Below are 23416 nucleotides of genomic sequence, written 5' to 3'. Positions count from 1 at the left end.
TCACGAATAAAAAACGCGCCATCGGGGGGTGATGGCGCGTTAGCGGTAAAAGAGACGTTCAGTACAAAACAGGCGAACTGTTACTCGTCGTGCTCTTCCCATGCTTGGGCGCGAGCCACTGCTTTCTTCCAGCCTTTGTAGCGCACGTCACGTTCCGTGGTTTCGATCCCTGGGCGGAATTCGCGCTCAATGGTGGCTTTGCTTTGTACTTCGTCCAGATCATTCCAGAAACCTGTCGCTAGGCCCGCAAGGAATGCGGCACCCAACGCGGTGCTTTCACGCACTGCTGGGCGCTCAACACGAGTCCCCAGAATATCGGCCTGGAACTGCATCAGGAAGTTGTTCGCTACCGCACCACCGTCAACACGCAGTGCCTTCAGGCGTTCGCCGGAATCTGCTTGCATCGCATCCAATACATCACGAGTTTGATAAGCAATGGACTCAAGTGTTGCACGGATAATATGGTTGCTGTTCACACCACGGGTCAGGCCAAAAATAGCGCCACGGGCATACGGGTCCCAATATGGAGCACCCAGACCGGTGAAGGCTGGCACTACATATACGCCATTGCTGTCTTTAACTTTGGTGGCGAAATATTCAGAGTCGAATGAGTCGCTGATCAGTTTCAGTTCATCGCGCAGCCATTGGATAGATGCCCCGCCAATAAACACGGCACCTTCCAGTGCATAGTTCACTTCGCCGCGAGGGCCACAGGCGATGGTGGTTAAGAGGCCATTTTTGGATTGAACCACTTCAGTCCCGGTGTTCATTAACAAGAAGCAGCCAGTACCGTAAGTGTTTTTCGCCATCCCCGGTTGTACACACAACTGGCCGAACAGCGCTGCTTGTTGGTCACCAGCGATACCGGCGATTGGAATACGTGTACCGCCTTTACCACCAATGTTGGTTTGGCCGTAAATCTCAGAAGAGGGGCGAACTTCAGGCAGCATGGAGCGCGGAATATTCAGCGCTTTCAGCATGCGCTCATCCCACTCTTTGGTGCGGATATTAAACATCATGGTGCGTGATGCGTTGGTGTAATCCGTTACGTGTACACGGCCCTGTGTCATGTTCCACACCAGCCAAGTGTCTACGGTACCAAACAGCAACTCACCGCGCTCAGCACGGTCACGTGCACCCTCTACATTATCGAGAATCCATTTAACTTTGGTGCCAGAGAAGTAAGGGTCAACCACCAATCCGGTGTTATGGCGGATATACTCTTCCAGCCCCTCTTTTTTCAGCTTTTCGCAGATTTCAGCGGTACGACGGCATTGCCAGACAATCGCGTTATACACCGGCTTGCCGGTCGCTTTATCCCAAACAATGGTCGTTTCACGTTGGTTGGTAATACCGATACCGGCGATTTCATCAGAACTGATACCGGCTTTGGCCAGCACTTCGACCAGTGTTGAGCTTTGGGTTGCCCAGATTTCCATCGGGTCATGCTCAACCCAACCGGCTTTCGGGTAAATTTGGGTGAATTCGCGCTGAGAAACACTCACGATATTAGCATCATGGTCCAGCACTACAGCTCTGGAACTGGTGGTTCCTTGGTCAAGCGCGACAATATATTTCTTTTGAGTAGTATTTTCAGTTGTCATAATTAGCCTACTTTTAAGTTGCCGTTTATACCCGCCATCTTTCCCGTTGCTGGTGTGCTGGCTGTATTTGTTCACCCGACTGACTGATTAAGCTCATCCGAGTTCCCTCATTTGCCGCCTTCCTGCACCATGAAATCTATCGGGCATATTTATTAAGTATCTATTATTTACGCTTTGCGTTCTGTGGTCGTTACCGTGGTTTCATCATCATCGATAACACACACATCACATGGCAAATGGCGGCCAATCAGAGCTCGATAGCCGAATGCACCGACCAGTGCGCCGACGATAGGCCCAAAGATAGGTACTAAGAAGTAAGGAATATCACGCCCGCCAGTGAAGGCGATTTCGCCCCAGCCTGCGAAATAAGCAAAGAGTTTTGGACCAAAATCACGCGCTGGGTTTAAGGCGAACCCGGTTAGTGGCCCCATTGAACCACCGATAACGGCGATCAGAATACCAATAAGCAGCGGTGCCAGTGGGCCGCGTGGGATACCGTTACCATCGTCAGTCAGCGCCAGAATCAGGCACATCAAAATAGCGGTAATAACGGTTTCAACCAGGAAAGCCTGGAAAACAGAAATATGTGGATTTGGATAAGTAGAGAAAATACCGGCCAGATTCAGACTCTCAACGCTGCCGCGAGCTATCTGATGAGTTTGTTCAAAATCGACGAACAGGTTGTAGTAGAGGCCGTACACTAATGCCGCCGCACAAAATGCACCTGCAATCTGCGCCACAATGTAGGGGATAACTTTCCGGCGATCGAAACAAGCAAATAACCACAATGCAATGGTCACCGCCGGATTCAGGTGAGCACCTGAAATTGCTGCTGTTAGGTAGATGGCCATGGCAACACCCAGGCCCCAAATGATACTAATTTCCCACTGCCCAAAACTGGCGCCTGCCAACTTTAACGCAGCAACACAGCCCACACCAAAAAAGATGAGTAGAGCTGTACCGAGAAATTCCGCGATACATTGGCCCTTCAAGGTCGAACTAGCGGTTTGGCTCATAGTAGATGTCCTAGAGACAGAGATTTATAGGGTATTTCTTATTTTTGCCCTTCGGACTGCGAAGGGAGTGATGTAAATTTATCGTTAACGAGCACAAACGAGAAATAGCGAAATCAAAATGTGTGTGGTGTGTCATAAAAATGAGCGATTTCGCGTTATTCGCGGCTGTTAAGGGACTTTGAAAGTGTGATCAGACCAGTGCTTTCTTTCTCAGTTGTTAAGGGCATGTATAACTTTACAGGATTGGTTATTAGAGTTTTTCAGTTTTTACTGATAGTTCCTGACACGAAATTGCTACAGAGTGTGGTTTGGACCGGTATGGCGCTAGACAGGGGGGGGCTGGCTACATACAATCGCTTTACAAGGTCATCGTTTTTATTAAGCTGCGCCGCCTCTCTTGAGGGACGCGCTAAAACCTGCGCTTGTTACCTGTTCGATAGACCAATAGTTCGACAAACAAAGCGCGATAAGTATTCACAGCAGTTTCATTCGCTAGTGGCTGTTTTGATTAATACAATCACTGAAGCTAAGCATGATGACTGCGACCAAGAGATGTACGCCTTGCTACCATAAGGGGACCGAAGAATGTCATTTGAAGTATTTGAGAAATTGGAAGTTAAAGTTCAGCAGGCGATTGATACCATCACTCTGTTACAGATGGAAATTGAAGAGCTGAAAGAGAAAAATAACACCCTGTCCCAAGAAGTTCAGGAAGCAGCAGGTGGCCGTGAAGCGCTGGTGCGCGAAAATGAGCAACTGAAGCAAGAGCAGCATGTCTGGCAGGATCGTCTGCGGGCTTTGTTGGGAAAGATGGAAGAAGTCTGATTTCTTATACCCTTCATACTTGAAGCCGCAGGGTTGTTAGCTGCACATACTCATCCGAATCACTTACTTGAGTAAGCTCATCGGTATGAGTATGTTTGCTGCCTACCTGCAACTCCAATTACTTTGGCTATATAATAACGTTCTGTTATTTAAAGAAATTTGTAATGTAGTGATTTCAAGTGATTCTTACTTAGGGTAAAAAGCAGAAGGGCGATATCAATATCGCCCTTTCTTATTAGTCAGTTAGATAGATATTATTCAATATCCAAAGGTTCTTCTGACAGAATAATGCCCGTGTTGTCTGCGTATAAATGGTCACCAGAGAAGAACGTCACACCGCCAAAGTTAACGCGGATATCACTCTCACCAATGCCTTCATCAGCAGCACCCACTGGGATTGCGGCCATGGCCTGAATGCCGATATCCAACTCGGCCAGTTCATCAACCTGGCGGACAGCACCGTAAACCACAATGCCTTCCCACTCGTTTTTCAATGCCAGATCGGCCAATTCAGCATTAATTAATGCACGGCGCACTGAACCGCCGCCATCGACGACTAAAACACGGCCTAGACCATTTTCTTCGAGCAGGTCAAACAACAAGCCGTTATCTTCGAAACATTTTACAGTGGTTATCTTGCCACCAAATGAAGTACGTCCGCCAAAATTGGAGAACAGTGGTTCTACCACATTTACCTCTTCATGATAGATATCACAGAGATCGGAAGTATCATATTTCATAGGATTAACGTCTGGTTGCGGCTGGGATGTTAAGTATATCCCTTTCTGGCTACTGTTGGCAAAATCATCAATTGTTAAATTTCTCCGAGCTGACTTTATTGCCAGTCGCCCGGAGAATGAAGGAGGCAGGATTAACTGAGTATCAGGCCGACAGCAAACAGGATATTGGTCAGTAAAGCGGCTTTAACCATATGCTCGAGCATTGGGCGCATACCCGCAGCCGTAGGTTCACGCAGCACAAATAGGGCATGTTTGACCAGCAGTGGAACGGCCAGAATAAAAATCCACCCTTTCCAGGTATGTAGATTCAGCATGCTGAATAGTGCCAGACAGAAGATAGCTGCGGCGATTAACAGGGCATGGTAATAACGGGCAACGACCGGACCTAAACGCACTGCCAGTGTATTTTTACCATTGACTGCGTCGTTTTCGATATCGCGCAAATTATTAATATTTAAAACGGCAGTAGCCAGTAAACCACAGGCGGTGGCAGGGAGCATAACGATGCTGTCAAAGTGCCCGGCCTGAAGATAGTAAGTCCCGGCAACACTCAACCAGCCAAAGAATACCAATACGGAAATATCACCCAACCCCATGTAACCATAGGGTTTGCTACCCACGGTATAGGTGATTGCCGCCACAATAGCCATCAGCCCCAGCAGTAAAAAGCCTAAAACATCGCTGGGTTTCTCACAGGCCACGGCGATCAGCGCAATGCCAGAAATGACAGTTAGGCTAACAGTGATGATTAGTGCGACTTTCATCTGGTGGCGAGTAATCATCCCTTTTTGCATGCCACGTAGTGGCCCGATACGCTCTTCGGTATCACTGCCCTTAATGGCATCGCCATAATCATTGGCAAGGTTTGACAGAATTTGCAGCAAGCCAGCAGTTAATAGGGCGAGCAATGCGACTGCGGGCTTAAAACTATCGAGCCAGACAGCCAGAGCTGAACCGGTAACGATAGAGGCAAAAGCCAGGGGCAGGGTTCGTGGCCGCAGGCTTTCCAGCCAAGCCTGGGTCTGGCTGGTGTTGGTTGATTGGCTCATTTTCCGCTTCATTTTATTATATACCCTTAGTTCTTGAAGCCGCAGGGGGCTAGCTCATCAGTGGCTGCCTACCCGCAACTCCAATGACTTTGGGTCTTAGGAGTCTGGTTCGCCCATTATCGGCGAGTTACAAAAATCATACGATAAAAATAACAGTGGGAGGCGATGCCTCCCACTCAATATTATTTTGGCGAACCATTTTATCCAGCATAGGCTTATAAAGCGAATTATAGGATAAAACGACTCAGATCTTCATCTGCTACCAACTCGTCCAGATGCTTACCAACATATTCAGCATCAATAGTAATGGATTGACCATTACTTTCGCTGGCGTCATAAGAGATATCTTCCATCAGACGTTCCAGTACGGTGTGCAAGCGGCGAGCACCAATGTTTTCGGTACGCTCGTTAACCTGCCATGCCGCTTCCGCGATTTTACGGATACCTTCGCGGGAGAACTCAACGGTCACCCCTTCAGTCGCCATCAATGCTTTGTACTGCTCGGTCAGTGAGGCACTCGGCTCAGTCAGAATGCGCTCGAAATCATCGGTAGTCAGCGCCTGTAATTCTACCCGGATTGGCAAGCGGCCTTGCAGTTCCGGGATAAGGTCTGACGGGCTAGAGACCTGGAATGCGCCGGAAGCAATAAACAGGATATGGTCAGTTTTTACCATGCCGTGTTTGGTTGATACCGTGCACCCTTCTACCAGTGGCAGCAAGTCGCGCTGTACCCCTTCGCGGGACACATCCGGACCTGAAGTCTGGCCGCGTTTACAGATTTTATCAATTTCATCGATGAACACGATCCCGTGTTGCTCAACCGCATCAATCGCCTGCTGTTTCAGCTCTTCAGGATTAACCAGCTTCGCGCCTTCTTCCTCAATCAGCAGTTTGAATGCATCTTTGATTTTGATTTTACGCGGTTTTTGCTTCTGACCAGCAATATTCTGGAACATGGATTGCAACTGGTTAGTCATCTCTTCCATGCCCGGAGGTGCCATGATTTCAACACCTACTGGTGCGGCAGCCAGATCGATTTCAATCTCTTTGTCATCCAGTTGACCTTCGCGCAGTTTCTTGCGGAAAGCCTGACGGGTAGCGGATGGCTCTTGAGTTTCATCTGGCTGGCCCCAGTTATTCTTGGCCGGCGGGATCAGCACATCCAGAATGCGCTCTTCAGCTAATTCTTCAGCCCGATACCGCATTTTTTCAATTGATTGATGGCGAACCATTTTCACCGCTGCATCGGTCAGATCGCGGATAATAGAATCCACTTCTTTACCAACATAGCCAACTTCGGTGAACTTGGTAGCTTCAACTTTGATGAACGGTGCATTAGCCAGTTTAGCCAAGCGGCGGGCAATTTCAGTTTTACCCACACCGGTTGGACCGATCATCAGAATGTTTTTCGGGGTAACTTCATGACGCAGCTCTTCGTTAAGCTGCATCCGACGCCAGCGGTTACGCAGGGCAATTGCCACTGCACGTTTAGCTTTATCCTGACCGATGATGTAGCTATCAAGTTCGCTGACGATTTCGCGTGGGGTCATTTCAGACATGTCACTCTATCCTTACGCTTTGTATGTTAATAACGTTTAGTACGTTAATTCTTCAATGGTTTGGAAGCGGTTGGTATAGATACAAATATCCCCCGCAATGCTCAGAGATTTCTCAACGATATCTCGGGCACCCAGCTCGGTATTTTCTAGCAGTGCACGCGCCGCAGATTGGGCGTAAGGCCCGCCAGAACCGATAGCAATCAAATCATCTTCAGGCTGCACCACATCACCATTACCGGTGATGATAAGAGAGGCAGTTTCGTCAGCCACAGCTAACAGTGCCTCAAGCTTGCGTAGCATGCGGTCAGTTCGCCAATCTTTGGCTAACTCGACGGCAGCTTTGGTCAGATGGCCCTGGTGCATCTCCAGTTTGCGCTCAAACAGCTCAAACAGCGTAAAGGCATCAGCCGTACCGCCAGCAAAGCCAGCAATGACTTTATTGTTATAAAGGCGACGTACTTTTTTGGCATTACCTTTCATTACGGTATTACCCAGAGTGACCTGGCCATCACCACCGATAACGACATGACCATTACGGCGTACACTTACAATTGTTGTCACGAGCGGACCCTCGTTGCAGACTGAATGAGTCCCCATACTGTCTTTCAGAAAAACAGTATGAGGTATATTGAGATTATAAATGGGGGAGGATTACTACTTTTCAACCCCCCACAGCGAGGGGAATGCATCCTGATTGACCAGCGCCTTTCAAACGCTGTAAGGCTTTATCTGCGGCAGCCTTGGTACTGTAAGGGCCGAGTACCACGCGATTCCAGCCGCCACCGGCAGTTACGCGGCTTTCAATACCTTCAAATGCCAATTGAGCGCGAATAGACTCGGCCTGATCAACGGCTTTGAATGAACCACATTGCACCATCCAACGTTGCGCTTTTTCTTTCTCTTTTTCCGGTTTCGGCGGTGTTACGGCCGGAGTTACCGGAGCAGTAGACTGCTGCGTACGCGGTGGTGTCGGAGCCTGTTGCTGCACTTGTGTCTGTGGTGCTTGCTGCTGTACCGGCGCGGTTGTTTGACGCGGTGGCGTTAGTGGCTGCTGCTGCATATCAGTGACCGGCGGTTTGATGGTCACGGCCGAGCGCGGCACCTGCATCCCTTGGTTATACGGCACTTCTGATAATTGCGTCGGCTGCTGGCGCATATCCGCCTGCATCTGCTCAAGCAATTGGCGCTGCTCGTTGGTCAGCTGCGTCTTGGAATTCACTTCACCACCGGCAGACGGCTCTGTTGGAGTCGGCACACCAATTTGACGATTTTCCAACTCTTTAATATAACGCCAGCGCTCTTCCGGTTTAGGCGGTAACCCGTTACCCGTGCGTGGGTCATGGCTAGGCAGTAACGGAAGCTCACCCGGCTTATTGTGGGTGATGAAATAAAGGCCACCAACAAATACCACTAATAGCGCGACGGCCAGTGCCATCACGGTTTTGGATACTGCTGGAGCACTGCGTTTTTTTCGGCTGGTGCTTTTGCGCCGCGCTCCTGAGCGCCCTCGGCTTACATAATCTCTTTGTGCCACTATCGTTTCGCTGCGTCGTGATGATGGAATAAGTCCGTCATGTTACTGAACCCCTGAATATTTGCCTAGCGTTTAGGCGCAGCAGTACTTTCCCTGACGATTAATTCGGTGTCTAACAAGCGGGAGCCACTTTGTACTGAATGCCCTTGTAACTGCTCAAGTAATAGTAACATGGCTTGCTGACCAATTTGATAACGTGGTTGTGCCACCGTGGTCAAGGGGGGATCGCAATACTGTGACAATTTTAGGTCATCAAAGCCGACCACCGAGACATCTTGCGGGACACGTAGCCCCATTCTCTTCGCTTGCCACATCGCACCTATCGCCATCACATCATTGTGACAAAATATTGCTGTCGGTGGATGAGGGAGCTCCATCAGTGCGGCAAAAGTTTCAGCACCGGCTTCGTAGCTAAAATCCCCGCGCATAATATAGTCGCTGTCGACGGTAATACCATTGCGACGCAGCGCCTGAATATAGCCCTGTAGCCGATAATGACATAGCGGCATACTCTCTGGCCCGGCAATACAGGCGATACGTTTGTGTCCTAATTCATGCAGATAATGCACGGCATCAAAGGCGGCGGTTAGATTATCGATATGTACTGTTGGCAGTTCCAGTTCGGGAGCAAACTCATTTGCCATGACCATCGGCGGTAAATTGCGCTGTTCTTCTTTGCTGGCATCAAAGGGCAAGTTAGAGCCCAACAGCAACATGCCATCAATTTGCTTAGTGATAATCAAATTAACGAAGGTACGCTCTTGCTGCGTTTGTTGGGCACAATCGCCAATTAATATCAGATAACCTTGCTGGGCGGCAGCATGTTCAATGCCCTGAATGATATCGGCAAAGAATGGGTCACTGATATCCGGGACGATAACCAGAATAGTGCGCGATTCGTTACGTTTGATATTGCGAGATAAAGCATGAGGAGAGTAACCCACAGCCAGAACCGCTTGCTCCACTTTTTGCCGGGTCACTGTTGAAACTTTTTCAGGGTTCATCAATGCGCGCGATACCGTCGCAGTAGAAACACCGGCCATCTCGGCAACGTCTTTCATGGTGGCCATCGTGAATTCTTTCTTATGTTCCAACGCCCTTCTCCTTGCTCTGGCTCCGAGCCAGCACTAATGCTTGAGATATCCCGTGGCCAATGGCTCAGGATATTAACGGGTTGTCACACGTAAACCGGTATGTCCGGTAAGCGCGCTCATATCCTTTCATGGCAGTGTGGTTTCGGTTAAAAACAGACTTTCCGTCATTCTATACAGATAGTGAGGGCAATTTGTTACCTAATTTGCATTAAAAGTGTGACATAAGTAGGTTTTTTCGAACTGGCTCGCACAAAGCAGGGTAAACGATTGCTTTGAGTGGCAAATCAAACAATAAATTACGTCAATAACCGCAGTAACAACTTCAAGTAAGCCGGGTATTTAGCTGTCGATTGGATCGACATCTAACGTCCACTTAACTTTTCGCGCTTGCGGCAATGTATTGATAAGTGGCTGAGAAGTTTTAATCAGCCGTTGCAGTAATTGCCGAGAAGGATGCTGCAACAATAATTGCCAGCGAAAGCGACCACCGCGTTTAGCTTGCAAGGCTGGAACCGGCCCCATAATCCATAATGCATCATCTTTCAGCGGGCTGGCCTCCAGCAAATTACGTAATTGTTGCAGGAACAGCGCCGATTGCTGGTTATCGTGGTCTTCACTGCGCACGATGATATGGCTGGTATAAGGCGGTAAAAATACACTTTTACGCTCAGCCAATGCTTGCTTGGCAAAGGCATCGTAGCCCTGCTGTAGCAGAATTTGCAGCAGCGGATGCTCAGGATGATGAGTTTGTAAAATCACTTCTCCTTGCTTACCTGCACGCCCTGCACGGCCAGACACTTGGGTATAAAGTTGAGCAAAACGCTCCGCTGAGCGGAAATCTGCCGAGAACAGTGCGCCGTCAACATCCAATAATGCCACCAGTGTGACATCAGGGAAGTGATGACCTTTTGCCAGCATCTGGGTACCAATCAAGATGCGCGCCCCCCCCTGATGAACATCCGCAAGGTGCTGCTCCAGTGAGCCTTTGCGGCTGGTGGTATCACGGTCGATGCGGGTGATCGGAGTATCAGGGAACAGCGGGGCAAGTTCATTTTCTAACTGTTCGGTACCAACACCCACCGAGACCAGATGCGTGGAGCCACATTTCGGGCATTGTTGCGGTACCGGTCGCTGACTGTCGCAATGGTGGCAGCGCAACTGGCGATGATTCTGATGGAGCGTGTAATAGTGATCACAGCGCTGGCATTCAGCAATCCAGCCACATTCATGACACAACAGGGCTGGCGCATAACCTCGGCGGTTGAGGAATAAAATCACCTGGTTGTCAGCCTGCAAATGGGTTTTCATGCGTTTTAGCAGCGGCTGAGAAAGCCCGACTTTTAGCGGTAAGCCTTTTAGATCCAACAAGTGCTGCGCCGCCGGTTTGGCATTTCCCGCGCGTTTTGACAGGGTTAACTGGCGATATTTCCCCATTTGCACGTTATGCAATGTTTCCAGTGCGGGCGTCGCCGTGCCCATCACGATAGGAATATTTTCTTCACGGGCGCGGAATACGGCTAAATCCCTGGCATGGTAACGCCAGCCTTCCTGCTGCTTATAAGAGCTATCATGCTCTTCATCAATAATAATGACCCCCAGCCGGGAAAACGGCGTAAACAGAGCGGAGCGGGTGCCAATGATGATGGCGGCCTCGCCATTACGCGCCCGTAGCCAGACTGATAAACGCTCGCTGTCGTTTAAGCCGGAATGGAGCACTTCAACCGGCGCACTGAACCGTTCGCGAAAACGGGCAATAGTCTGTGGTGTCAGGCCAATTTCAGGCACCAAAACCAAGGCTTGACGCCCTTGAGCCAGAATATTTTCCAATACGCTGAGATAGACTTCGGTTTTACCGGAACCAGTGACTCCCGCCAGTAACCAGGCGGCAAACTGGTCATCTTCACTGCGGATGGCTCCAACGGCGGTGGCCTGCTCGGTATTGAGTCGCAGACGCTCACCTAACACCGAGAAGCCAATGCGCCAGTCGGTGGTCGCCACTTCCTGTGCTCGCAGGTCAATCAGCCCTTTACTGCGCAATGCTTGCAATGCGCTTTCGGTTAATGCCATCTCATTCACTTGATGGCGATAGACTGGTTTTTGTAATAATGCGGCAAGAGCTTGCTGCTGTTTTGGTGCGCGTTTTAAGCTTTCTGGCGGTGTGGCCCGCCCCTGCTCAGTGACGAACCATTGCCACAAAGGGGCCAATTGCGCAGGTTTCCCTTGGCGCAGTAAAATGGGCAGGGCATGGAACAGCACTTCGCCGATGGGATAGTGATAATACTCGGTAGCCCAACACAGAATGCGCCACAGGCTGGGTGAAAATAAGCTGTGACTATCTAAAACGGCATCAACAGTTTTGAGTTGTTCAAGGGGGAATGCGCTGGTATCACTGATCCCCACGACAATCCCGATGGCTTTGCGTTTACCAAATGGCACACTGACGCGAGCACCCACTACCGGGCAGGCCATGGCGCTGTCTAAACGGTAATCAAAGGTGCGGCTCAGCGGTACGGGTAATGCCACTTGAACAACCAACATGTGTTGTTATCCTGAATAAAGAAATGGGCTTGAATAAAAAAAGATTGGATAGTTTACACTGCGTACTGCAAAATGTGCGGATTCGATTGCGCGGTTTGGTCAAATTCTGTATGATTCGCCGCCTTTGATATAATTCGATATCAAACTCTGTTAACAGCCGTTGCTTATTTTACCAGCGATAGTTAGTTATCAATAAAATTAATTATTTATCAATCGTGTGGTGTCTGGCGGAACAGGGCTGGATAGCGACACGGCCTAAATATAGAGGTTTTCCATGAAACAAGGTATCCACCCTAAATACGAACAAGTTACTGCTTCTTGCTCTTGCGGTAACGTTATCAAGATCAACTCAACTGTTGGTCATGACCTGAATCTGGACGTGTGCGGCGAATGCCACCCGTTCTACACTGGCAAGCAGCGTGATGTTGCTACCGGTGGCCGTGTTGACCGCTTCAACAAGCGTTTCAGCGTGCCGGGTGCTAAGAAGTAATTATTGCCCGTCAGACGAAAAAGGCGCCTTAGGCGCCTTTTTTATTGTTAGCAAAAGATGATAGTCAGTGTCGCGAGATTGGCACGATCCAACTGACTATAGGGCACTTAATCGCTAGGTTGGTATTTGTACTTTAGAGCTAGAGTAAAATCATTAGTGACTTCGTAGCCATCAGTACCTATTTGCAGCGATAAATTTGTACCATTAATGGTGAAATGATTGGGATTGGGATTAGAATCGGTACAACCAAAACAGCTCTCATAACCCGGTGAGGCTAACTGTCTTAATTGTTCCCAAATCTCTTTAACTCTTTGTGGGGTAGTATTTGGCGAAGGGTGATAGAGATCAAATAAGAGTTGTAGTGCTTCTTCTTGATGAGTGGAAAAGAAAAAATCTTTGATTTTTTCCCACAGACTAAGATGAGGAAGGACATCCTCACTCCACATATTGTTGATCTGTAAGCCGCTTATTTCAGCGGTAAGAAAACCACTTCCCACGGGAAAAGGCATTAATTTCACTCCACTTTACGATTAAAAATACAATTAAAGCGAATCAGTGGAGTGATGAGTATCATGTTAAAACTGTATTTATCAATATTCCCAGGTATCGGGATCAACACCCAACTCACGCATTAAAATCTTCGCGGCTTCCGGGATTTCATCACTGCGCTCTTTACGCAGATCTTCGTCGTTCGGCAGCGGCTGACCGGTAAATGCATGCAGAAAAGCCTCACACAACAATTCACTGTTGGTGGCGTGTCGCAGGTTGTTGACCTGACGACGGGTCCGTTCATCGGTGAGGATTTTTAAAACCTTCAGCGGAATGGATACCGTAATTTTTTTGACCTGTTCGCTTTTCTTACCGTGTTCAGCGTAAGGGCTGACATACTCGCCGTTCCACTCAGCCATGGGACACCTTAAATTTGTCGGAAAAATACAAAATTCTGAAAACCGGCCAATTATGCCCGATCTTCGCTGTTCTCACTAAATAAATGTCAATTTTACTAGACTAAGGTCACTGAAATAACCCTTTTTACTATTTATTGATAGCTATTGCCTTTCTATCCCCGTCATTTTTCAAGCTGCAGGGGGTTGCTTGCCCTCATTCACTCAAGTCATTGAGTTACCTCAACTCCTTGAGTTTATTCTGTTGTTTCCTACCTGCAACTTGAAATCTATTGGGTCTAAGCCATTTTCTGTGGTTAAACAAAACCCCACCGAAACCTGACTGACATCATTGAGATAGCTAAAACTCATATAATTTTAGCGGTTATTATTCAATTGCTCAATCTATACGCAAAGAAGTTTAGATGTCCAGATGTATTGACGTCCGTAATTTGTGCGTCTACTCTGGCGTAACATTTTCTCGATCCCGGCTGGTGGTAATCCATATGACGCGTAAACAGGCAACAATAGCAGTCCGTAGCGGGTTAAACGATGACGAGCAATACGGCTGCGTTGTCCCCCCGATTCACCTCTCCAGTACCTATAATTTTATCGACTTTAATCAGCCACGCGCCCATGACTATTCACGTCGCGGTAATCCGACGCGTGATGTGGTGCAGCGCGCGCTGGCTGAACTGGAGGGGGGCGCTGGTGCGGTAATGACCAGCAGTGGGATGTCGGCGATTCATTTGGTTTGCACCACATTTCTTAAGCCGGGTGACCTGCTGGTTGCTCCGCACGACTGCTACGGCGGCAGCTACCGTTTATTCGATAGCCTCAGTAAGCGCGGTGCTTATCGGGTGTTGTTTGTTGACCAAGGCGATGAAGTCGCCTTGAGCCAGGCATTGGCTGAAAAACCCAAGCTGGTGTTAATTGAAACTCCCAGTAACCCACTGTTGCGGGTGGTCGATATCGCGGCAATCTGTAAAGCTGCTCATGCTGTCGGCGCTCTGACCGTCTGTGATAATACTTTCCTCAGCCCCGCGTTGCAGCAGCCTCTCTCTTTAGGTGCGGATCTGGTCGTGCATTCCTGTACCAAATATCTCAATGGGCATTCTGATGTGGTTGCCGGCGCGGTAATTGCCAAAGATCCTGAGTTAGCCGTTGAGCTGGCGTGGTGGGCGAATAATATCGGTGTGACTGGCGCGGCATTTGATAGCTATTTGTTATTACGTGGTTTACGCACTTTATCGCCACGTATGGCTCAACAGCAGCGTAATGCGGATGACATTGTTCGCTATTTACAGCAGCAGCCTTTAGTGAAAAAGCTGTATCATCCTTCCCTGCCACAACATCCCGGCCACGAAATTGCTTGCCGTCAGCAATCAGGTTTTGGTGCGATGCTCAGTTTTGAGATCGATGGTGATGAGCAGCTACTGCGCCGTTTCCTCTCAGCCCTTGAGTTATTTACTCTGGCAGAGTCTTTGGGCGGTGTCGAAAGTCTGATATCCCATGCAGCGACCATGACCCATGCCGGCATGGCAGCAGAAGCGCGTATTGCCGCAGGCATTACTGATAGCTTATTGCGTATTTCCGTGGGTATTGAAGACAGCGAAGATTTGATTGCCGATTTGGAAAATGCCTTCCAGTTGGCGGGAACGAGGTAAGCATGAATGCAACAGCGGTAGCAGCAGCGGTTACTGGTCGTCAGCTGCATAAATTTGGTGGTAGTAGCCTTGCAGATGTGAAGTGTTACCTGCGGGTGGCCAATATTATGGCTAACTACAGTCACCCCGGCGATCTCATGGTGGTGTCTGCGGCAGGTAGTACAACTAACCAGCTGATTAGTTGGTTGAAACTGAGTCAAAGTGACCGTCTTTCTGCCCATCAGGTGCAGCAAAATTTGCGTCGTTATCAACACGACTTGATTAGTGGCTTATTGTCACCAGAAATAGCCGAGCCGCTGATCAGCGAATTTATCCATGATTTGGAGCGCCTGGCCGGTCTGCTGGATAACAAAGTTGACGATGCTATTTATGCCGAAGTGGTTGGTCATGGCGAGATTTGGTCGGCCCGTTTGATGGCTGCGGTACTGAACAAGCTGGATATGGATGCTGCCTGGCTTGATGCCCGCAGCTTCCTGCGCGCGGAACGTGCAGCGCAACCACAAATTGATGAAGGCCGCTCTTACCCGTTGTTGCAGCAATTGATGGCACAACACCCGCATCAGCGCTTAGTGGTGACTGGCTTTATTTCGCGCAATAATACCGGTGAAACCGTGTTGTTGGGGCGCAACGGCAGTGACTACTCAGCGACCCAAGTTGGTGCGCTGGCTGGTGTCGAGCGCGTCACCATCTGGAGTGATGTTGCTGGGGTATATAGCGCTGACCCACGTAAAGTGAAAGACGCCTGTTTACTGCCATTACTGCGGCTGGATGAAGCCAGTGAATTGGCCCGGCTGGCGGCCCCAGTACTGCATACCCGCACGTTACAGCCGGTTTCAGGCAGCGATATTGATTTACAACTGCGCTGTAGCTATCAGCCGGAGCAAGGTTCAACGCGCATTGAGCGGGTACTGGCCTCCGGGTCTGGTGCCAAGATTGTCACCAGCCATGATGATGTTTGCCTGATCGAATTACAGATTGCCAGCCACCACGATTTCTCGCTGGCACAGAAAGAAATTGATTTGCTCCTCAAACGTGCGCAAATCAAACCGCTGGCGACCGGTATCCATCCTGACCGCAATCTATTGCAACTTTGCTATACCTCAGAAGTGGTTAACAGTGCGCTCAGAGTGCTGGAAGACGCCACGCTGCCGGGGAAATTATCTCTGCGTGAGGGGTTGGCTCTGGTAGCATTGGTTGGTGCAGGAGTGAGTAAAAACCCGCTACACAGCCACCGTTTTTATCAACAGTTGAAAGATCAGCCGGTTGAATTTATCTGGCAGGCGGAAGACGGTATCAGCATGGTTGCCGTGCTGCGTCTTGGGCCGACTGAGCACTTGATTCAAGGGCTGCATCAGTCGCTGTTCCGCGCCGAAAAACGCATTGGTTTGATGCTGTTTGGCAAAGGTAACATTGGTGCTCGTTGGCTGGAGCTGTTTGCCCGTGAGCAAAAAAATATTTCGGCCCGCAGTGGTTTCGAATTCGTGCTAGCTGGGGTTGTCGACAGCCGTCGTAGCCTGCTGAGTTATGACGGGCTGGATGCTAGCCGGACACTGGCATTTTATGATGATGAAGCCAAAGAGCAGGATGAAGAATCACTGTTCTTGTGGATGCGTGCGCACCCGTTTGATGATTTGGTGGTGTTGGACGTCACCGCCAGCGAGTCACTTGCCGAGCAATATCTGGATTTCGCCAGTTACGGCTTCCATGTGATCAGTGCCAATAAATTAGCCGGTGCTTCAAGCAGCAATAACTATCGCCAAATCCGTGATGCTTTTGCCAAAACCGGTCGCCATTGGCTGTATAACGCCACGGTCGGTGCCGGTTTACCGGTGAACCACACCGTGCGTGACTTGCGTGATAGTGGCGACAGCATCTTGGCCATTAGCGGTATTTTCTCCGGGACGCTGTCTTGGTTGTTCCTGCAATTTGACGGCACGGTGCCCTTTACCGAGCTGGTGGATCAAGCCTGGCAGCAAGGTCTGACGGAGCCCGATCCGCGCGTGGATCTCTCGGGTCAGGATGTCATGCGCAAGCTGGTTATCTTAGCCCGTGAAGCCGGTTATGACATCGAACCGAATCAAGTCCGAGTGGAGTCATTGGTACCTGCGGGTGCGGATGTCGGCTCAGTGGATCAATTCTTTGAAAATGGTGAAGCATTGAATCAGCAAATGATTCAGCGCTTAGAAGCGGCGAATGAGATGGGGCTGGTATTACGTTACGTCGCTCGCTTTGATGCCAATGGTAAGGCGCGGGTGGGCGTTGAAGCGGTTCGCGCTGACCATCCATTGGCCTCCTTGCTACCTTGCGATAACGTATTCGCCATTGAGAGCCGCTGGTATCGCGATAATCCGTTGGTCATTCGTGGCCCAGGGGCGGGTCGTGATGTCACCGCTGGAGCCATTCAGTCGGATTTAAACCGTCTGTCTCAACTGCTGTAATCTGCTGTTACTTGCCTCCTCTGCCTGACGTAGGGGAGGCAAAATATCCCGTTATCCTCTACATGAATTTTCCGCGTATTGCGCGTGAAGATTAATCATCGCTCTAAACTTATTTAAAAGTTGACTCTTTCGCCAACTTCGGTCATTTTCTATTTAGACGTCTAAACGTATAGACGCTCATAATTGGACAGTGACAGATAACATAAGTCGTCGAAGCGACAATCATAGGCAATGGAGTAACAGGGTATGAGTTTTTTTCACGCAAACCAGCGGGAAGCGCTGAATCAAAGTCTGGCAGAGCTGCAAGGTCAGATTAATGTTTCTTTTGAATTTTTCCCGCCGCGTACCAGCGAGATGGAAGACACTCTGTGGAGCTCAATTGACCGTTTGAGCACTCTGAAGCCGAAGTTTGTCTCAGTAACTTATGGCGCTAACTCGGGTGAGCGCGACCGCACTCACAGTATCATCAAAGGGATTAAAGAGCGTACCGGCCTTGAAGCTGCGCCGCACCTGACCTGTGTTGATGCTTCTCCGACTCAGTTACGTGATATCGCCACTGACTACTGGAATAGCGGTATTCGCCATATTGTTGCTTTGCGTGGTGACCTACCCCCGAACAGTGGCAAACCAGAAATGTATGCTGCTGATTTGGTGACCTTGCTGAAAGACGTGGGGGATTTTGATATCTCTGTTGCGGCTTACCCGGAAGTGCATCCTGAAGCCAAAAGCGCGCAGGCAGACTTGATTAACCTGAAACGTAAAATTGATGCTGGTGCTAACCGCGCTATCACTCAGTTCTTCTTTGATGTGGAAAGTTACCTGCGTTTTCGCGACCGCTGTGTGGCGACGGGTATTGATGTTGAGATTGTCCCGGGTATTTTACCGGTGTCTAATTTTAAGCAGCTTCAGCGCTTTGCCACCATGACCAATGTGCGAGTGCCTAATTGGATGACCAGCATTTTTGAAGGGCTGGATGACGACCCTGAGACGCGCAAAATGGTCGGGGCATCTGTTGCGATGGACATGGTGAAGATTCTAAGCCGTGAAGGGGTGAAGGATTTCCATTTCTATACCTTGAACCGCGCAGAGTTGAGTTATGCGATTTGCCATACCCTCGGGGTGAGGCCTTAGTTTTTAGGGGGATGAGGTTGGTTTTGTCTTCCATGGATTTAGTGATCGGGTTCGGTTGTTAAAGCTTCACGACTCACTTAATCTCCGCCGCCCCAACCGGTCAAGGGTGTGTGAGCGCACACCCTTAACAATCCCGCGCTTGCGCACGTATCGCTCGCCCACTTCGTGGGTGGCCCTCAATTCATCGTTTCGGCTGACGGACGGCTTTACGCGGGTCCCTCCGCGTGACGCCTCAATCCGCCGTCCATGGCGGATTGCCTTGCCTACACTCTTCACTCGGCTGCTCAAATGTGCTTTTAAATATTAAGGTCAAAACCTTGGTTTTTGGGCTTTGATGTTAAGTGCAATCAGGAATATTGCCGACAAGGATGGAGGGGAGAGTGAGTGGGCAAGCAAGGATGCTCGCGAAAAGCGCGGATTGTTAAGGCCCACGCTTATGGGCCTTAACTTGGTTGAGGTTGTGGAGATAAGTTGATCACTGAGCGATTAACAACCGAAACAATAACTCGGTCTGTTTTAGCAACCAAACCAATCCCTCGATCTACCCTAACAACTGAAACCTTAACCCCATGAAAAAGGGGAGTTTCCTCCCCCCCTTGTATCACCTCTAACCTGTATTCCGCATCCCGGCGGCAACACCAGCAATCGTCACCATCAAAGCCTGCTCAACACGGGCATCTGGGTGTTCTTGCTGACGCGAGCGGTGTAACAGCTCGGCTTGCAACACGTTTAATGGGTCGGTGTACACGTTACGCAACGCGATAGACTCTGCAATCCACGGCAAATCAGCCATTAAGTGATCATCGTTGGCAATGGCCAACACTACTTTAATATCCGCTTCTAATTGGTCACGTAATTGCTGGCCTAACGGCCACAAAGATTTATCCACCAGGCGCTGATCGTAATATTCAGCCAGCCATAAATCGGCTTTCGCGAATACCATCTCCAGCATACCAATGCGGGTAGAGAAGAATGGCCAATCACGGCACATAGTGGCTAATGCCTCTTTCTTACCAGCATCGATCGCTTTCTGCAAACCGGCACCGGCACCCAGCCAAGCGGGTAGCATCAGACGGTTTTGCGTCCAGGCGAAAATCCATGGGATGGCACGCAGACTCTCTACGCCACCGTCTGGGCGGCGTTTTGCCGGGCGTGAACCCAATGGTAATTTACCTAACTCCAGCTCCGGTGTTGCCGCGCGGAAGTAAGGAACAAACTCGGGATTCTCACGCACGTAGCCGCGATACATATCGCAGGATGCATCAGACAGCAAATCCATCACCTCAACCCATTCTTTTTTCGGCTCTGGCGGTGGTAACAAATTCGCTTCCAGAATGGCACCGGCATACAGCGCCAGGCTACTGATAGTGACTTCCGGCAGGCCAAACTTGAAGCGAATCATCTCGCCCTGTTCAGTAACACGTAAGCCGCCTTTCAGGCTACCCGGAGGCTGAGAGAGCAGAGCGGCGTGCGCCGGTGCTCCACCGCGGCCAATCGAACCGCCACGGCCATGGAACAGCGTCAGGGAGATACCGGCTTTCTCACAGGTTTTGATTAATGCATCCTGCGCGCGATATTGCGCCCAAGAGGCGGCCATCACGCCGGCATCTTTCGCCGAGTCAGAATAGCCAATCATCACCATTTGCTTGCCTTGGATCAGGCCGCGATACCAGTCGATACTCAGCAACTGGGTCATCACGTCGTCGGCATTGTTGAGGTCATCAAGCGTTTCGAACAGTGGCGCGACGGGCAGAGTGAATGGACAACCGGCTTCTTTCAGCAGCAAATGCACCGCCAGCACGTCCGACGGCACTTTGGCCATGGAGATAACATAAGCGGCGATAGAGCCTTGTGGCGCTTCGGCGATAACCCGGCAGGTTTCCAGCACTTCTTGCGTGTCGGCGCTAGGTTCCCATTTCAGTGGAACCAATGGGCGTTTGGAGTTCAGCTCGCGGATCAGGAAGGCTTGTTTATCTGCTTCAGACCAGCTTTCATAATCGCCAAGGCCCAGATAGCGAGTCAGTTCAGCAATAGCATCGGTATGACGGGTACTTTCCTGACGCACATCGATACGCACCAATGGCACACCAAAACAGCGTACGCGGCGCAGAGTGTCCAGCAATTGGCCGTTGGCGATGATTTCCATGCCACAGGTTTTCAGGGACTGATAGCACGCATAGAGCGGGTCCCACAGTTGATCATTGCTGACCAGCAAGTCAGTTGGCGGCAATACGCGCTCGCCTTTCAGACGGCTTTCCAGATAGGCCTGAGTATTGGTCAACTGGGTGCGCACGCGCTTCATCAGCTCGCGATAAGGTTCAAGCACCTCTTCGCCACCGGCCAGTTCACGCAATTCCGGCGTACATTCCGACATAGAAAGCTCGGACACCAGCACTTGAATATCACGCAGGAACAAATCGGTCGCTTTCCAGCGGCTCAGTAACAGCACATGGCGAGTGATCTCTGCGGTGACATTGGGGTTACCGTCGCGGTCGCCGCCCATCCATGAGGTGAAACGAATCGGCACCGCCTCGACAGGCAAGCGGTAATCGAGGGAGTTTTGCAACTGCTCGTTAAACTCACGCAGGAATGCGGGCACACCTTCCCACAGACTATTTTCAACTACCGCAAAGCCCCATTTAGCTTCATCGACTGGGGAAGGGCGAATTTTACGAATTTCGTCGGTATGCCATGATTGTGCAACTAACTGACGCAAACGACGCATGATCTTGTTGCGTTCGTAATCGGCTAAATCGTTGTGATCCAGTTGGCTCAGGCAAGTATTCACTTCAACCAGTTTGTGGATCAGGGTGCGGCGAGTGATTTCGGTTGGGTGAGCGGTCAACACCAGCTCAATGGATAATTCGTCAACCGCGCTGCGCATGTCCTTTTCGCTCAAATTTTTCTCTTTTAAGCGGGTGAACAGTTGGGCCAGAGCTTCCGGATTACTTGCCGCTTCACCGTGTGGCGAAATACTGTGGTATTGCTCTGCCGTATTCGTCAGATTGAGGAATTGGCTAAAAGCACGGGCTACCGGTAGCAGCTCGTCGTTGGACAGATTTTGCAGCGTCGTCAGTAGCTCCTGACGGCTCGCTTCATTACCAGCACGCGAAGATTTAGATAATTTACGGATGGTTTCTACCCGATCAAGAATGTGTTCGCCTAGCGCTTCCTTGATGGTATCCCCGAGTAGTTTACCGAGCATACTGACGTTACTTCGCATTGCGGAATATTGTTCGTTCATATGACCCCTGACCCATATCCCCTTCGCCCTTGACGCCGCAGGGTTGTTAGCGGCGCTCACTCACCCGAATCACTGACCAGTGTCAGCTCATCGGGATTTGTTCACTTGCTGCCTATCTGCAACGCCAATGACTTTGGGTATAAACTTTTATGGTTTTTTTTGTAAATTAATTTCACTCAAAAGGCTGAGATGGACATTTCCACTCGCCGCGTTCAATTCCATACCCCAATTGACACTATTTTTAGCAAAAAAACATCAATTTTAGGGATATTGTTGAAATTTAATTACCGAGGTCAGGTTATCAGTCTGGCTAATCGGTAATTTTGATCCGACTACCCCATTAGGGTTATTTCTGCTGACAGAAATGATCAACTAACTGACCAATTAGCTCGCGGGTTGGCTCGATAAAGGCCATATCGATAAATTCATCCGGCTGATGGGCTTGATTGATAGACCCTGGGCCCAATACCAATGTTGGGCAAACTTGCTGGATAAACGGCGCTTCGGTGCAGTAGTTAACCACCGCGGTGCGCTCACCGAGTAATTTCTCGATAACGCCCACCATATGGTGATCGGTTGGGCACTCATAACCTGGAATCGGCGGGTGCAGCTCATCAATACTCAAGCGGCCCGGCCAGCGCTCACTCACTGGTGCCAACGCTTCAGTCATTAACTCATCCAGATCACTTAATGTCAGGCCTGGCAGCGGGCGGATATCCATATGCAATTCACAGCAAGCACAGATACGGTTTGCGGCATCACCGCCATTAATATGACCGAAATTCATCGTCGGATAAGGAATGGCAAACGCCGGGTTGTTATAACGCTCTTGCAGGGTGGTGCGCAGTTTCATCAACTGGGTGATAGATTCATGCATCAAATCAATGGCATTCACACCACGCGCGGGATCACTGGAGTGACCAGATTGGCCGGTAATACGGATGGCGTTGGAAATATGCCCTTTGTGCGCCCGCACCGGTTGCAGTGATGTTGGCTCACCAATAATGGCGAAGTCGGGGCGCAACTGGGTAGACGCGGCAAAATAACGCGCGCCTGCCATGGTGGTCTCTTCATCGGCAGTTGCCAGAATATACAGCGGCTTACTCAGTTTACTGGCATCAATATCGCGTACCGCATCCAGAATAAAGGCAAAAAACCCTTTCATATCCGCGGTACCCAAACCATACAACTTATTGCCATGCTCAGTCAGGGTGAATGGGTCGCGCGTCCAGCGCCCTTCATCATAGGGGACGGTATCGGTATGGCCCGCCAGCAGCAATCCACCCTGACCTTCACCAATAGAGGCGAGCAGATTAAATTTGTGGCGAGTATCAGGTACAGGCTGGATTTCGACACGAAAACCCAGATCAGCAAACCATCCGGCCAACAAGTTGATTAGCGACTCATTACTTTGGTCGAGAGCACTATCGGTTGCGCTGATCGATGGTATGGCGATTAATGCCCGATACAGCTCAATAAATGGAGGTAATTTCATCTTCACTGTTGACAGCCTTTGGTTAGGATAGTATCAATATTCATGCAGTAATTATGAATAAAAATACATTAAGCTTGAGCGTAAGGGAACCCAAAAGCGCCCTTAATT

18 protein-coding genes are annotated in these 23416 nt (G+C 49.9%); 5 read left to right on the top strand and 13 right to left on the bottom strand.

Translation table 11 applies throughout. The features are described 5' to 3' along the window. Positions 1-80: 80 nt before the first annotated feature. A complete protein-coding gene (gene glpK, locus N0H69_RS21435) occupies positions 81-1604 on the bottom strand; it encodes a glycerol kinase GlpK (protein ID WP_050110442.1) in 1524 nt (507 codons plus the stop codon). A 167-nt stretch (positions 1605-1771) separates the two neighbouring features. Continuing rightward, the gene (locus tag N0H69_RS21430) at positions 1772-2620 is read right to left on the bottom strand and encodes an MIP/aquaporin family protein (protein ID WP_050110443.1); all 849 of its coding nucleotides are present in this window, start codon (positions 2618-2620) and stop codon (positions 1772-1774) included. Positions 2621-3205: 585 nt separating this feature from the next. Here N0H69_RS21430 and zapB point away from each other — a divergent pair. Continuing rightward, complete coding sequence (gene zapB, locus N0H69_RS21425; protein ID WP_004392238.1) at positions 3206-3445, top strand: septal ring assembly protein ZapB; 240 nt, start codon at positions 3206-3208, stop codon at positions 3443-3445. Between the two features lie 254 nt (positions 3446-3699). Here zapB and rraA read toward each other — a convergent pair whose 3' ends face one another. The 7 genes from rraA to priA form a co-directional block, all read right to left on the bottom strand. Continuing rightward, positions 3700-4185 carry a ribonuclease E activity regulator RraA gene (rraA, locus tag N0H69_RS21420; RefSeq protein ID WP_004714419.1) on the bottom strand — a complete coding sequence of 162 codons (486 nt, stop codon included), beginning with the start codon at positions 4183-4185 and terminating at the stop codon, positions 3700-3702. Positions 4186-4316: 131 nt separating this feature from the next. Continuing rightward, positions 4317-5234 (bottom strand): 1,4-dihydroxy-2-naphthoate polyprenyltransferase, encoded by a 918-nt coding sequence (locus tag N0H69_RS21415; RefSeq protein ID WP_050110444.1) that lies wholly within the window; start codon positions 5232-5234, stop codon positions 4317-4319. Positions 5235-5461: 227 nt separating this feature from the next. After that, positions 5462-6793 (bottom strand): ATP-dependent protease ATPase subunit HslU, encoded by a 1332-nt coding sequence (gene hslU, locus N0H69_RS21410; RefSeq protein ID WP_004710539.1) that lies wholly within the window; start codon positions 6791-6793, stop codon positions 5462-5464. Between the two features lie 36 nt (positions 6794-6829). Then, the gene (gene hslV / locus N0H69_RS21405) at positions 6830-7354 is read right to left on the bottom strand and encodes an ATP-dependent protease subunit HslV (RefSeq protein WP_004714422.1); all 525 of its coding nucleotides are present in this window, start codon (positions 7352-7354) and stop codon (positions 6830-6832) included. Between the two features lie 100 nt (positions 7355-7454). Beyond that, a complete protein-coding gene (ftsN, locus tag N0H69_RS21400) occupies positions 7455-8327 on the bottom strand; it encodes a cell division protein FtsN (RefSeq protein WP_050110445.1) in 873 nt (290 codons plus the stop codon). Between the two features lie 65 nt (positions 8328-8392). Continuing rightward, positions 8393-9421 carry a DNA-binding transcriptional regulator CytR gene (gene cytR / locus N0H69_RS21395; RefSeq protein WP_050123946.1) on the bottom strand — a complete coding sequence of 343 codons (1029 nt, stop codon included), beginning with the start codon at positions 9419-9421 and terminating at the stop codon, positions 8393-8395. Between the two features lie 339 nt (positions 9422-9760). Beyond that, a complete protein-coding gene (gene priA / locus N0H69_RS21390) occupies positions 9761-11959 on the bottom strand; it encodes a primosomal protein N' (RefSeq protein WP_050110447.1) in 2199 nt (732 codons plus the stop codon). A 274-nt stretch (positions 11960-12233) separates the two neighbouring features. Here priA and rpmE point away from each other — a divergent pair, with 274 nt between their 5' ends. Further along, complete coding sequence (gene rpmE / locus N0H69_RS21385; protein ID WP_050110448.1) at positions 12234-12449, top strand: 50S ribosomal protein L31; 216 nt, start codon at positions 12234-12236, stop codon at positions 12447-12449. A gap of 107 nt (positions 12450-12556) precedes the next feature. On the opposite strand, the gene N0H69_RS21380 is transcribed toward rpmE, so the two are convergent. Both N0H69_RS21380 and metJ read right to left on the bottom strand, forming a co-directional pair. Continuing rightward, entirely contained in the window at positions 12557-12958 is a 402-nt protein-coding gene (locus tag N0H69_RS21380; protein WP_050123945.1) for an SGNH/GDSL hydrolase family protein, read from the bottom strand. Positions 12959-13039: 81 nt separating this feature from the next. After that, positions 13040-13357 (bottom strand): met regulon transcriptional regulator MetJ, encoded by a 318-nt coding sequence (metJ, locus tag N0H69_RS21375; protein WP_004392248.1) that lies wholly within the window; start codon positions 13355-13357, stop codon positions 13040-13042. Positions 13358-13839: 482 nt separating this feature from the next. On the opposite strand from metJ, the gene metB reads away from it, so the two are divergent. The 3 genes from metB to metF all read left to right on the top strand — a co-directional run bounded on the left by metB (position 13840) and on the right by metF (position 18569). After that, positions 13840-15000 (top strand): cystathionine gamma-synthase, encoded by a 1161-nt coding sequence (metB, locus tag N0H69_RS21370; RefSeq protein ID WP_050135759.1) that lies wholly within the window; start codon positions 13840-13842, stop codon positions 14998-15000. 2 nt (positions 15001-15002) lie between these two features. Next, on the top strand, positions 15003-17438 hold the full coding sequence (locus N0H69_RS21365) for a bifunctional aspartate kinase/homoserine dehydrogenase II (RefSeq protein WP_050110451.1): 2436 nt from the start codon (positions 15003-15005) through the stop codon (positions 17436-17438). A gap of 246 nt (positions 17439-17684) precedes the next feature. Beyond that, positions 17685-18569, top strand: coding sequence for a methylenetetrahydrofolate reductase (metF, locus tag N0H69_RS21360; protein WP_050110452.1), 885 nt, complete (start codon positions 17685-17687; stop codon positions 18567-18569). 607 nt (positions 18570-19176) lie between these two features. On the opposite strand, the gene ppc is transcribed toward metF, so the two are convergent. Both ppc and argE read right to left on the bottom strand, forming a co-directional pair. Then, positions 19177-21813, bottom strand: coding sequence for a phosphoenolpyruvate carboxylase (gene ppc, locus N0H69_RS21355; protein ID WP_050110453.1), 2637 nt, complete (start codon positions 21811-21813; stop codon positions 19177-19179). A gap of 346 nt (positions 21814-22159) precedes the next feature. Next, positions 22160-23308 (bottom strand): acetylornithine deacetylase, encoded by a 1149-nt coding sequence (argE, locus tag N0H69_RS21350; RefSeq protein ID WP_050152119.1) that lies wholly within the window; start codon positions 23306-23308, stop codon positions 22160-22162. Between the last annotated feature and the right edge of the window lie 108 nt (positions 23309-23416).

Source organism: Yersinia alsatica (genome assembly GCF_025133195.1).
In the GTDB taxonomy this organism is placed as follows: domain Bacteria; phylum Pseudomonadota; class Gammaproteobacteria; order Enterobacterales; family Enterobacteriaceae; genus Yersinia; species Yersinia alsatica.
This window is presented reverse-complemented; position numbering and strand designations above follow the sequence as displayed.